Annotated in this window: 8 protein-coding genes and 1 pseudogene; 7 read left to right on the top strand and 2 right to left on the bottom strand. The window is 69.6% G+C overall.

Annotated elements, in window-relative coordinates; all coding sequences use genetic code 11:
* The 4 genes from Q2100_RS24360 to Q2100_RS24375 form a co-directional block, all read left to right on the top strand.
* Positions 1 to 713, top strand: a 713-nt coding sequence (locus tag Q2100_RS24360) for an Rv1363c family protein (RefSeq protein ID WP_328518136.1), incomplete at its 5' end; no start/stop codon positions are given.
* On the top strand, positions 710 to 1396 hold the full coding sequence (locus tag Q2100_RS24365; protein WP_302916127.1) for a hypothetical protein: 687 nt from the start codon (positions 710 to 712) through the stop codon (positions 1394 to 1396). The genes Q2100_RS24360 and Q2100_RS24365, both read left to right, overlap by 4 nt.
* A gap of 339 nt (positions 1397 to 1735) precedes the next feature.
* Entirely contained in the window at positions 1736 to 2944 is a 1209-nt protein-coding gene (locus Q2100_RS24370; protein WP_302916134.1) for a low temperature requirement protein A, read from the top strand.
* A gap of 61 nt (positions 2945 to 3005) precedes the next feature.
* On the top strand, positions 3006 to 3425 hold the full coding sequence (locus Q2100_RS24375) for a ChaB family protein (protein WP_302916128.1): 420 nt from the start codon (positions 3006 to 3008) through the stop codon (positions 3423 to 3425).
* Here Q2100_RS24375 and Q2100_RS24380 read toward each other — a convergent pair whose 3' ends face one another.
* The gene (locus Q2100_RS24380; RefSeq protein WP_302916129.1) at positions 3426 to 4700 is read right to left on the bottom strand and encodes an MFS transporter; all 1275 of its coding nucleotides are present in this window, start codon (positions 4698 to 4700) and stop codon (positions 3426 to 3428) included. It abuts the gene before it with no gap.
* 340 nt (positions 4701 to 5040) lie between these two features.
* On the opposite strand from Q2100_RS24380, the gene Q2100_RS24385 reads away from it, so the two are divergent.
* Positions 5041 to 5787, top strand: a complete 747-nt coding sequence (locus Q2100_RS24385) for a MerR family transcriptional regulator (RefSeq protein WP_302916130.1) — start codon at positions 5041 to 5043, stop codon at positions 5785 to 5787.
* Between the two features lie 15 nt (positions 5788 to 5802).
* Here Q2100_RS24385 and Q2100_RS24390 read toward each other — a convergent pair whose 3' ends face one another.
* Positions 5803 to 6981, bottom strand: coding sequence for an ABC transporter substrate-binding protein (locus tag Q2100_RS24390; RefSeq protein ID WP_407667682.1), 1179 nt, complete (start codon positions 6979 to 6981; stop codon positions 5803 to 5805).
* A 97-nt stretch (positions 6982 to 7078) separates the two neighbouring features.
* Between Q2100_RS24390 and Q2100_RS24395 the strand changes: the two are divergent.
* Both Q2100_RS24395 and Q2100_RS24400 read left to right on the top strand, forming a co-directional pair.
* Positions 7079 to 7566: pseudogene (locus tag Q2100_RS24395) on the top strand (glycoside hydrolase domain-containing protein).
* A gap of 486 nt (positions 7567 to 8052) precedes the next feature.
* Positions 8053 to 13322 (top strand): fatty acid synthase subunit beta domain-containing protein (locus tag Q2100_RS24400; RefSeq protein ID WP_302916132.1); only part of this gene is annotated, 5270 nt, incomplete at its 3' end.

The raw sequence follows: 13322 nt of genomic DNA on the forward strand, positions 1-13322 counted from the left end.
CCGCCGTCGAGCCCGCCATCGAACCCGCCGCAGCCGACGACGACGACGACGAGATCGTCTCCGTCCCCGACGAGGGCGAGACGCCCGCGGCCGGGACCGTTGCGGCGAACGACGCCGCCGCGGCCGACGACGACACCGCCGCCGACGACGAGCCGGTCGACATCGACGCTCCCGCGGAGGAGGCTGCCGAGACGCGTTCGCGCCGGCGGCTCCATGTGGGAGTGCCGCTGCCGACCTGGAAGGGCGTCGCGCTGTTCCTCGCCGTGCTCTGCACGTTTGCGCTGCTGGCGGCCAGCGGTTACATGATCCGCGAGCACCGGCAGGCCGATCGCGACGCGCAGCTCGCCGCCGAGTACACCGCAGCGGGCCGCCAGGCCGTCGTCACCCTGATGTCACTGGACTTCAACAAGGCCGAAGAGGGTGTGCAGCGCATCATCGACAACTCCACCGGCAAGTTCCGCGAGGACTTCCAGCAGCAGGCGGAGACCTTCGCCCAGGTGGCGCAGGACTCCAAGGTGATCACGGAGGTCACCGTGAACTCCGCGGCCGTCACGACCATGACCGACGACACTGCGAACGTGATCGTGTCGGCGACGTCGCGCGTCACCAATGCGGCCGGTGCCAACAAGGACCCGCGTGGATGGCGGTTGTCGGTCGACCTGGAGCGCGACGGCGACCAGGTGAAGATGTCGAGAGTCGAGTTCGTACCGTGACCAAAGACCAGACCGACACCGACGAGGCCGCCGTGGTCGACGATCCGGAGAGCCGGGAACACACCGACTCCGAAGACGCCGTGATCGCCGACGAGGAGACGACGGCGACGGAGCCCGAGAGCGGCGCCACCGAAGCCGACCGGCTCGAGGAACATCTCGAGCTGTCGGGCCGCGGCCGCGGAAAGGCCAGGCGCGGAATGCGTGCGCGGATCGGCGTGATCGGTGTCGCCGCCGCGCTGATCCTGTCGGCTGTGCTCGCGACGTGGCTGTACGTCTTCCAGTACCGCCCGCAGCAGCAGACGGATGCCGCCGCCGCCCAGGTCGCGCTGGATGCCGCGACCTCCGGAACGGTCGCCCTGCTGTCCTATTCGCCGGAGACGCTCGAACAGGACTTCGCGGCCGCCAAGACGCACCTCACCGGTGAGTTCCTGGACTACTACACCCAGTTCACCCAGACGATCGTCACCCCTGCCGCGAAGCAGAAGCAGGTCAAGACCAGCGCGTCGGTGGCGCAGAGCGCGCTCGCGGAGATGCATCCCGAGAAGGCGGTGGCGCTGATCTTCGTCAACCAGACGACGGTGAGCAAGGAGAACCCGGACGGCGCGTACGCCGCCAGCAGCGTGAAGGTCGGCCTGACCAAGATCGACGGGAAGTGGCTGATCTCGTCCTTCGACCCGGTGTGACGTTCGCCGTGGAGTGATCCTGCGACTGCCGCGTGAGGCGGTTCGCGCCGTCAGTCCTCCGCGTGCCGGTCGTGGTCCCAGCGCTCCAACCGCATCTGCAACTCGTAGAGTCCCAGTGCGGCCAGTGCAGTGGCGACCGATACGCACATCACGACAAGTGCACTCATCATTCGCCGGCTCCCGGGTCGTTGCTGTCGAGATCAGCGTATGAAGGCGGGCCGGCGGCGGCATGCGTAGTGGACTACCTGCGTGTGCGGCGCGGGCGACAGAAAGGACAGGCACGTGAGCGACGCCGAGCCAGTGGCCGGGACTGCGACACCGGCGCACCGGCTGCGCCGGATGGTCGGTCGTGACCCGCATCAGGAGAACCGGGCGGCCACCCCGCTGGAGTTGCTGTTCGACCTCACGTTCGTGGTGGCGTTCGGGATCGCCGCGTCCCAGTTCGCCCACCTGCTCGCCGAGGACCACGTCGCCGCGGGCCTGACCGGCTTCGCGTTCGCGACGTTCGCGATCTGCTGGGCGTGGATCAACTTCAGCTGGTTCGCCTCGGCGTTCGACACCGATGACTGGATCTACCGGCTGATGACGATGCTGCAGATGGTCGGCGTCATCATCCTGGCCCTCGGCCTTCCGCAGATGTTCGCCTCGATCGAGCACGGCGGTCACGTGGACAACGCGGTCCTGGTCGCCGGATACATCGTGATGAGGATCGCGCTGGTGGGGCAGTGGTTGCGCGCGGCCTCCCAGGATCCCGCGCGGCGTCAGGCCTCCCTGACGTACGCGGCAGCCGTGACTGTGGCCCAGATCGGTTGGGCCGCACAGATCTTCGTACAGACCTCGGTTGCGGTGTTCTTCGTGTGCACCGTGGTGCTGATCGCCGTGGAGCTGTCCGGCCCGTTCATCGCCGAGCGGCGGATGGGCGGAACCCCGTGGCACGTCCACCACATCGTCGAGCGCTACGGCCTGCTGGCGATCATCGCGCTCGGCGAGGGGGTGGTGGGCACCGTCGCGTCGATCTCGGCAGCCGTCGAGATCCAAGGCTGGTCCACCGACGCGGTGCTCGTCGCGGTCGCCGGCACCGGGCTGACCTTCGGCATGTGGTGGGTGTACTTCCTGGTGCCGCACGCCGATCTGCTGCACGCCGACCGCGGCACGTCGTTCTGGTTCGGTTACCTGCACATCCCGGTGTTCGGCGCCATCGTCGCCACCGGCGCGGGCCTGCACGCCGCCGCGTACTACATCGAGCATCACTCGGAACTCGGCGCCGCGCCGACGGTGGCCACCGTCGCGGTGCCCGTCGCCATCTACCTGGTCGGCCTGTACGCCATCTACGGGCTGGTGGCACGAACGTGGGACCTGTTCCACGGCGCCCTCGTCGCGGGCGCAGTCGCGGTGCTGGCCGTGGCGGTGTGGCTGGCGATGACCGACGTGCCGATGGCGGTGTGCCTGCTGGCGGTGACGCTGGCGCCTGTGGTCGTGGTGGTCGGCTACGAGGTCACCGGGCACCGGCGCGTGCCTGCGGCGGCAAGGACGGCCGGCGAGGCATGACAACCGGTTTGGCCCCGTCGCCGACGGGCTAGTCCACCCGGACACGGCGAAAGGAGTCACCATGCCGAAGACGGGTAAGGGCGGACAGGCCAAGAAGAGTGAACTGCCCAGCACGCTGAAGAAGTCGGAAGCCAAGGCGCAGCGCACCTTTGCGAAGGCGCACGACTCGGCGGCCGAGGAGTACGGCGAGGGCGAGCGCGCCCACCGGGTGGCCTACAGCGCACTGAAGCACAGTTACGAGAAGGTCGGCGACCACTGGGAGGCCAAGGCGGCCAAGGGGCCGTCGGATGAGCGCGCCCGCAGCGGCGGGCCGAACGCCAAGGGTGAGACTGCGGAAGGCGTCGACGCCAACGCGTCGAAGAAGCATCTCGTCGAGATCGCGCGACGCCTCGACATCTCCGGCCGGTCGACGATGAGCAAGGACGAACTGGTGTCGGCGATCAAGAAGGCCAACCGGCGGGAGTCCGCGCGCAACCGCTGATCACCGGTCCGGAGCGGGATCCGCCTCGAAACTCTCGAGCAGCATCCGTTCCTGTTCCAGGCGCATCCTGCGCCGGGTCTTGCTGCGCGTGATGAGGATGCCGGTGGTGGCCAGCGCCCAGATCACGTACTGCGCCGTCCACGCCCACCGGAACGATTCGAACGAGTAGCCGCCGGTGGCGTCGAGAATGATCCCCATCGCCTGCATCACGAGCAGCGACGCGATGAACCCGCCCATGTTGACCATGCCCTGTGCGGTGCCCAGCGTGGCGCTCGGATTGAAGGTCCGCGCGAAGTCGAAGCCGACCATCGAGCCCGGTCCGCCGACCGAGATGACCACGACCAGCAGTATCAGCAGCCACAACGGAGCCGGGCCGGGCAACGCGAGCACCACCGTCCAGGCCAGCGCGTTGCTGCCGATGATGGCGAGCACCAGGCGGGATCGGCGATGCGGGTGGCGGCCGGTGAAGATGCCGATGACCACGCCCGCAGAGATCGCCGCGACCACCGACAGGCTCAGCAGCGTCCCGGCCATGCCGGCCGACAGGCCCTGCGCCACCGTCAGGTACGGCACCCCCCACATCAGCGCGAAAACCGTCACCGAGAACTGCGTGCCCATGTGGGTGAAGAAGCCGAGCCGGGTGCCCGGCCTGAGCCACACCGTCTTGACGCTGCCCACCAGCTCGCTCAGGGTGGCGGTCTTCGCCGGCCCGGCGCGTCCCGACGGAGTGTCCTTGACGACGAGCAGCGTGAGCACCATCGACAGCACACCGAGTGCGGCGACCGAGGTGTAGGCCGTCGTCCAGCCCGCGCCGGTGAGCACGGCCAGGAACGGCACCGCCGAGAGCACCTGCCCGAGCTGGCCGCAGATGCCGGTGAGCTGGGTGACCAGGGGGACCTGCCGCGGTGCGAACCAGTGCGGCACCAGGCGCAGCACCGAGATGAACGTCAGCGCGTCCCCGAGGCCGAGAACCGCCCTGGCGGCGATCGCCGACGGCAGGGACTCGCAGAATGCCAGCACCAGTTGACCGGACGCCATCAGCGCCGCGCCGCAGAGGATCAGCACCTTGGAGCCGTACCGGTCCAGCAGCACGCCGGCAGGCACCTGGGCGCCTGCGTAGACGACCACCTGCAGCACGACGAACGTGGACAGCACGCCCGGGCTCACGGTGAACCGGTCCGCGGCGTCGAGTCCGGAGACGCCGAGAGTGGTGCGGTCCAGCACCGCGACGATGTAGGCCAGGAGTCCGGTGGCCCACACGATCCAGGGGCGCACACCAAACCCTTCGTCGTGGCTCTCGGTCGAGCCGATTCTCGATATCCGCCTTCCATGGTGGCCACCGCCGGCCGGGGAATCCAATCCCGGTCCGGTGACGTCACTCACGGTGAATCGCTCGTCGGCCTAGAGAGTTGGCTGAAACTGCACGTCGATGCGCAGTAATCGGCACTGATTTTGACAAATGTGCAGATTAACGACAGAAATCGGCTTCAAGATCGAGGTTTCAATTAACCGCACGTGGCTTCGCTCAGCACCGGTGTCGCGGGTACAGTGTCGGCATGACGAACCGCGATGCCGGCTACCGCCTGCCGCATGGCCGGCACGAAGGTGCGACGCGTTGAGCGAATATCGGCTCGAGGAACTCGCCGAACAGTCGGGGGTGAGTGCCCGCAACATCCGTGCCTACCGGGAGCGCGGCCTGCTCGACCCGCCTCGCCGGTCGGGCCGTTCGGCGTTGTACGACGACTCCCACCTCGCGCAGCTGGACACCATCAACCAGCTCCTGCGTCGGGGCTTCAACTCAGCCCACATCGCCGAGTTCTTCGCCGGCATGCGCGACGGCGCCGATCTCGCCGACATCCTCGGACTGCAGCGTGCGGTGCCTGCGCCGCGGACCGACGCGTCCACCGCCGCCCCGGTTCCGTCCTCCCCGCGGAAGGACGCGCCGCTCGACATCGGTGTGGGGTCCGACGAGGCACGACGGCTGATCGAGCTGGGCATGGCCCGGCGGGTCGACGGCGCCGTCGCGCTCACCGACCCCGTGCTCAGCGAGATCGTCGCCCGCGCGGCGGACCAGATGCTCTACATCCGCGCGCTGCTGCGGATCGTCGAATCGACCCGACAGGACATCGACGTGCTGGCCGCCGCCGTCGTCACCGCGCTGGAGGAATGCCTGACGGCGCGCTTCGGACCGGCGCACCTGCCCGGCCCCGGCCAGCTTCCGGAGTACAGGCAGATCGTCCGGGACTACCGGGAGCTGGCCACCAGGCTCGTGGTCGGCCACCTCGACGCGGTGCTCCACCGTCAGATGGTGTCCACGGCGCCGGGCGCCCTCCTCGACGGGCAGTGGCCGCCGCACGGCTGAGCAAGGCGTGCCGGTTCAGCGTCTGATGCGCTGCCACCGCTCCACCCACTGGTCGTAGGTGGTGCAGTCGTCGCCACTGCCGTCCACACATTCCTTCTGCGGCGTGGTCCAGTAGTGGATCTTCGCGGCGAACTGCTCATCGGTGGCGTGGTAGAGATCGCAGAAGTCGTATGCGGTGGTGTGGTCGCAGGCCAGGGACTGCGCGGGTGCCTCCCCGAAGTGCTCGGCGGCCTGGGCGTTGACCTCGGGTGAGGCGATCCAGTCCATCCACTTGTACATGCAGTTGGGGTGAGCGGCCTTCGACGAGATCATCCAGGTGTCCGACCAGCCGGTCGAGCCCTCCTTGGGCAGCACCGTGTTGACCTGGACCCGGTTGTTGGCGCCGATGGTGTTGGCGATCACCTGCCAGGTGGTGCCGATCACGGCGGCGCCCGACTCGAACGCCTGCACCTCGGTGGTGTAGTCCGACCAGTACAGCCCGACGTTCTCGCGTTGCGCCTCGAGCAGCTCGGCAGCGGCGTCGAGTTGCGGGACGGTCAGCGAATACGGATCGACGATGCCGAGTTCCGGCCGCGACTTGGACAGATAGAGCGCCGCGTCGGCGATGTAGATGGGGGAGTCGTACGCGGTCACCCGGCCGCGGTACTCCGCCGCGTCGTCGAACACCGCCGCCCAGGAGTTCGGCGCATCGCGCACGACGCCGATGTTGTACATCAGCAGGTTCGCGCCCCAGCCGTGCGGGATGCCGTACATCCGGCCGTCCACCGAATTCCACGGTTGATCCTTGAGGAACGGCGAGATGGTCTCGTAGTGGGGTACCAGCGCGGTGTTGACCGGCGCCACGTCCCCGGCGTGGATCAGCCGCAGCGTGGCGTCGCCGGAGGCCGACACTCCGTCGTAGCGGCCGGTTCGCATCAGGTCGACCATCTCGTCGGAGGTGTGACCGATCGTGACGGTGGTGCGGCAGCCGGTCTGCTGCTCGAACGGCGTCACCCAGTCGACCGCGCTGTCGCTGCTGCCGTCCTCGGCGTAACCGGCCCAGGCGATGAGGTCGAGTTCGCCCTCGCCGTCGCCGACGGCGGACAACGGTTCCAGATCAGGCGCGCGCGGGCCGTCGGTGGCGTCCGGTGACGATCCCGAGCAGGCGACCAGCAGCGCCGCGCACGCCGTCAGCGCGAAGCCGGCGCGAAGCAGCGTCGATACGGGCACCGTGAGAAAGGCCCTGGCGAAGGCACCGGTAGCGGCGGGGTTCACGTCGGATCCTCGCCGACCCGACCAACGGGCATGGTTCATGGTAGGAAACCGGCGCGCCGTACCGCAGGCCACTCGCCGTGGGATCGAGCAGGGGATTCCGCAGGTTGTGCCACTCCGAACAGCAATCCTGCTCGACTACGCGGCAGGAGTGATCCGCGCGGGCGACCTCCGCGCTTCCGGGGCGCTCGGAGCTATCCGGTATGTGGCCGACCGCAGGCCCGGCGCGCGTGGTTGCTGGAGTACAAACAGCAGGTCGCGCCGTTCCTGCGGGGCTGGGAGGCGGTGCTCGGCCGTCAGCGTGTCGGCGTCTACATGAACTCGAAGACCATCGAGTGGGCACTGCAGGACGGCCCCGGCGCCTGCTGCTGGCAGCACAACTGGGGTTCGCCCAGGCGGGTCGCACACCCGGCGACACCTCTGCACCGGGTGGAGATCGACACGCGTCAGGTCGGCGGCGTCGGCGTCGACCTCAACCACGTTCTCGAGCCGCAATTCGGTCAGTGGGGCCGGAACCTTACTGACTAGTAATATTTCCAGCAAACTCCTGTGCGCCATCGCGAGACGCGGGTGGACACTTCCGCGCCGAGTGTCGACCCATCCGACACTCGATCGGCCGCTCCGGCGGCCCGAAATTCTTAGATAACGATTGCATAACAATGCTGCTTTGAACAGCGCAGTTGTAGCTACTCGACCGTAACCACCTGCATGCAGGACGTTTGTCCCGCTTGCTGTCGCACGGCGAAGGGCGTCGCGTTATCTGGCGGTGGGTTACCCGGGCGTAGAACTCGCCAGTAACCAATTGCGGGCCGAAGGCACCCCTTCTTCTTATGCCACTCTTAGTGGGGTTGGACCGCCCGGACACGGACGGCCGCCAGCCCGGATTCGACGCAGAATCTTCCGCCGGCCCGACGCAGGGGAGCGCAGCCGGCGAGCCGACCACAGTCGGTCACGACCGCCAGTTCGACGAGCGAGACGACAAGCGCGCAGGCAGCGCCGAGGGAGATAGCAAGAGTGACGATTCACGAGCACGACCGGATGTCCACCGACCGCAGCGGCGATGTCGAGGCCACCAGATCCGCGCACGCGCTCGTCGACCGCCTCAACGCCGGCGAACCCTACGCGGTGGCCTTCGGCGGCCAGGGCAGCGCATGGCTCGACACGCTCGAGGAGCTGGTGTCGTCTGCAGGCATCGAGGGCGAACTCGCGACACTCGCAGGCGAGGCCGAACTGCTGCTCGAACCCGTCGCCAAGGAACTCGTCGTCGTCCGGCCGATCGGCTTCGAGCCGCTCGCCTGGGTCCGCGCGCTGGCCTCCGAGGAGCCACTGCCCACCGCCAAGCAGCTGACGTCGGCCGCGGTCTCCGTGCCCGGCGTGCTGCTCACCCAGATCGCCGCGGTGCGGGCGCTGGCCCGTCAGGGCATGGATCTGTACGCCACCCCGCCTGTCGCCGTCGCAGGGCACTCGCAGGGCGTGCTCGCCGTGGAGGCGCTCGCCGCCCGTGGCGCGAAGGATGTCGAGCTGCTCGCGCTGGCTCAGCTGATCGGTGCGGCAGGCACGCTCGTCGCCCGCCGGCGTGGCATCACCGTCCTCGGCGACCGGCCGCCGATGGTGTCGGTCACCAACGCCGATCCCGAGCGCATCTACGAACTCATCGAGGAATTCGCCCAGGACGTGCGCACCGTGCTGCCGCCGGTGCTGTCCATCCGCAACGGCAGGCGCTCGGTCGTCATCACCGGCACCCCCGAGCAGCTCTCCCGCTTCGAGCTTTACTGCGCCCAGATCTCGGAGAAGGAAGAGGCCGACCGCAAGAACAAGGTCCGCGGCGGCGCCGTGTTCGCACCGTCCTTCGACCCCGTGCAGGTCGAGGTCGGCTTCCACACGCCGCGGCTGTCGGACGGCGTCGACATCGTCGGCCGGTGGGCCGAGGCCGTCGGGATCGACGTTGACCTCGCCCGCGCCATGACCGAGGCGATCCTCGTCACCCAGGTCGACTGGGTCGACGAGATCACCGACCTGCACGAGGCAGGCGCCCGCTGGATCCTCGACCTCGGACCCGGCGACATCCTGACCCGGCTGACCGCCCCGGTCATCCGCGGACTGGGCATCGGCATCGTCCCCGCCGCCACCCGCGGTGGGCAGCGCAACCTGTTCACCGTCGGCGCGGTGCCCGAGGTGGCCCGGCCGTGGTCGAGCTACGCGCCGACGACCGTGCGGCTGCCGGACGGGTCGGTCAAGCTGTCGACGAAGTTCACCCGGCTGACCGGCCGCTCCCCGATCCTGCTCGCGGGCATGACCCCCACCACCGTGGACGCCAAGATCGTCGCCGCCGCAGCCAATGCCGGCCACTGGGCTGAGCTGGCCGGCGGTGGCCAGGTCACCGAGCCGATCTTCAACGACCGCATCGCCGAACTCACCGGGCTGCTCGAACCGGGCCGCTCCGTGCAGTTCAACTCGCTGTTCCTCGACCCGTACCTGTGGAAGCTGCAGGTCGGTGGCAAGCGCCTGGTGCAGAAGGCGCGCCAGGCGGGTGCGCCGATCGACGGCCTCGTCGTCACCGCGGGCATCCCGGAGCTCGAGGAGGCCGTCGACCTGATCGACGAGCTCAACTCCATCGGCATCGGCCACGTCGTGTTCAAGCCCGGCACCGTCGAGCAGATCCGCTCGGTCATCCGCATCGCCGCCGAGGTGCCCACCAAGCCGGTGATCGTGCACATCGAGGGCGGCCGCGCCGGGGGCCACCACTCCTGGGAAGACCTCGACGACCTGCTGCTGGCGACCTACTCGGAGCTGCGGTCGCGATCCAACATCACCATCTGCGTCGGCGGCGGCATCGGCACGCCCGAGCAGGCCGCCGAGTATCTGTCCGGGCGCTGGTCGGAGTCCTTCGGCTTCCCGGCCATGCCCGTCGACGGCATCCTCGTCGGCACCGCGGCGATGGCCACCCTCGAGGCCACCACCAGCCCACAGGTCAAGCAGATGCTCGTCGAGACCCGTGGCACCGAGACATGGGTGGGCGCCGGAAAGGCGCAGGGCGGCATGGCCTCCGGCCGCAGCCAGCTCGGCGCCGACATCCACGAGATCGACAACGCCGCCTCACGCTGCGGACGCCTGCTCGACGAGGTGGCCGGCGACGCCGACGCCGTCGCCGACCGGCGCGACGAGATCATCGCGGCGATGGCCGTGACGGCGAAGCCCTACTTCGGCGACGTCGGCGAGATGACCTACCTGCAGTGGCTGCAGCGCTACGTCGAGCTCGCCATCGGGGACGGCAGCAGCAACGCCGACTCGCGGACCCCGGGCTCGCCGTGGCTGGACATCACCTGGCGGGACCGCTTCGAGCAGATGCTGCAGCGCGCCGAGGCCCGGCTGCACGCCGTCGACTCCGGCGAGATCCCCACGCTGTTCCCCGAAGGCCGGCTGCTCGAGGAGCCCGAGGCGGCGATCGCCGCACTCGTGAAGCGTTACCCGGACGCCGCGACGGTGCAGCTGCACCCGGCCGACGTGCCGTTCTTCGTCCAGCTCTGCAAGACGCTCGGCAAGCCGGTGAACTTCGTGCCGGTGATCGATAAGGACGTCCGCCGCTGGTGGCGCAGCGACTCGCTGTGGCAGGCCCACGACGCCCGCTACTCCGCCGACCAGGTGTGCATCATCCCCGGCACCGCCGCCGTCGCCGGAATCACCCGGGTCGACGAGCCCGTCGGCGAGCTGCTCGACCGCTTCGAGCAGGCCGCTGTGGACCAGGCGCTCGCCCGCAACGGCGACCCGGCGCCGGTGCTGTCACGCCGTCAGGGCCGTGCCGACGTCACCGGTCCGCTCGCCGCGCTGCTCGACGCGCCCGACGTGCTGTGGGCCGGCCGCACCGCGACCAACCCGGTGCACCGCATCGCCGAGCCGCGGGACTGGCAGGTGCGTGAAGGCCAGACGGTCGCGACCCACGCGTCCACCGGTGCGCGCATCACCGTCGCCGACGACCAGCACGTCGTCCTCAGCGTGCCGCTCTCGGGCACCTGGATCGAGATCCGCTTCACCCTCACCGATGTCGTCCGCAGCGGCGGAGCGCCGCTGGTGTCCACCGAGGACGCCGCCACCGCCATGCGTGCGGTGCTCGCCATCGCCGCGGGCGTCGACGGCCCCGACGCCCTGCCGCCGGTCTCCGGAGGCTCGGCGACGGTCACCGTGGGCTGGGATCCCGAGCAGGTGGCCGACCACACCGGTGTGACCGCCACGTTCGGCGCCCCGCTGGCGCCCACCCTGACGGTGGTGCCCGACGCCCTCGTCGGCCGCTGCTGGCCCGCCGTGTTCGCCGCCGTCGGTTCCGCGGCCACCGACTCCGGATTCCCGGTCGTCGAGGGCCTGCTGAGCCTGGTGCACCTCGACCACGCCGCCCGGCTGGAGGCGCCGCTGCCCACCGAGGTGGCCGAATTGACCGTCACCGCAACGGCTTCGGTGGCCACCGACACCGAGGTGGGCCGCGTCGTACCGGTCGCCGTCACGGTGACCACCGCCGACGGCACCGTGGTGGCCACGCTCGAGGAGCGGTTCGCCATCCGCGGCCGCACCGGTGCGGCCGAACTGACCGACCCGGTCCGGGCAGGCGGAGCCGTCTCCGGCAACGCCACCGACACGCCGCGTCGCCGCCGTCGCGACGTCAGCGTCGGCGCCCCGGTCGACATGCGGCCGTTCGCGGTCGTCTCCGGCGACCACAACCCGATTCATACCGACCGCGCCGCCGCGCTGCTCGCTGGGCTGGAATCGCCCATCGTGCACGGGATGTGGCTGTCGGCGGCCGCCCAGCACGTCGTCACCGCGACCGACGGCAAGGCCGTCCCGCCGGCCCGCCTCATCGGCTGGACCGCCCGGTTCCTCGGCATGGTGCTGCCCGGCGACGAGATCGAGTTCCGCGTCGACCGCGTCGGAATCGACGTCGGCGCAGAGGTTCTCGAGGTCACCGCCAAGGTCGACAACAACCTGGTGATGTCGGCGACCGCGCGGCTGGCCGCGCCGAAGACCGTCTACGCCTTCCCCGGCCAGGGCATCCAGCACAAGGGCATGGGCATGGAGGTCCGTGCCCGGTCCAAGGCGGCCCGCAAGGTGTGGGACTCCGCGGACAAGTTCACCCGCGAGACCCTCGGCTTCTCGGTGCTGCACGTGGTGCGCGACAACCCGACCAGCCTCATCGCCTCAGGAGTGCACTACCAGCATCCCGAGGGTGTGCTCTACCTGACGCAGTTCACCCAGGTCGCGATGGCGACGGTGGCGGCCGCCCAGGTGGCCGAGATGCGTGAGCAGGGCGCGTTCGTCGAGGGCGCCATCGCCTGCGGGCACTCCGTCGGCGAGTACACCGCGCTGGCGTGCGTCTCCGGTGTCTACGAACTGGAGGCGCTGCTCGAGGTGGTGTTCCACCGCGGCAGCAAGATGCACGACATCGTGCCGCGCGACGAGCAGGGCCGGTCCAACTACCGGCTGGCCGCCATCCGGCCGTCGCAGATCGACCTGCCCGACGCCGACGTCACGGCGTTCGTCGACGAGATCGCCGCGCGCACCGGGGAATTCCTGCAGATCGTGAACTACAACCTGCGTGGATCGCAGTACGCCATCGCCGGCACTGTGCGTGGCCTCGAGGTGCTCGAGGAAGAGGTCGAACGGCGCCGCGAGATCAGCGGCGGCAAACGGTCCTTCATCCTCGTGCCGGGTATCGACGTGCCGTTCCACTCGTCGGTGCTGCGGGTCGGCGTGGCCGATTTCCGCCGCTCGCTGGAGCGCGTCATGCCGCGCGACGCCGATCCCGACCTGCTGATCGGCAAGTACATCCCCAACCTGGTGCCCAGGCCGTTCACGCTGGACCGCGACTTCATCCAGGAGATCCGCGATCTGGTGCCCGCCGAGCCGCTCGACGAGATCCTCGCCGACTACGACACCTGGCGCAACGAGAAGCCGCGCGAGCTGTGCCGCAAGGTCGTGATCGAGCTGCTGGCCTGGCAGTTCGCCAGCCCGGTGCGGTGGATCGAGACCCAGGACCTGCTGTTCATCGAGGAGGCCGCGGGCGGCCTCGGCGTCGAGCGGTTCGTCGAGCTCGGCGTGAAGTCCGCGCCGACCGTGGCGGGCCTGGCGACCAACACGCTGAAGCTGCCCGAGTACTCCCACAGCACGGTCGAGGTGCTCAACTCCGAGCGCGACGCCGCGGTGCTGTTCGCCAACGACACCGATCCCGAGCCCGAGCCCGAGATCGACGACGCCCCGGCCGCACCCGCCGGCGAGGCTCCGGCGGCGGCAGCCGCGCC

This window comes from Mycolicibacterium arseniciresistens (genome assembly GCF_030519285.1).
GTDB classification, from domain to species: Bacteria; Actinomycetota; Actinomycetes; order Mycobacteriales; family Mycobacteriaceae; genus Mycobacterium; species Mycobacterium arseniciresistens.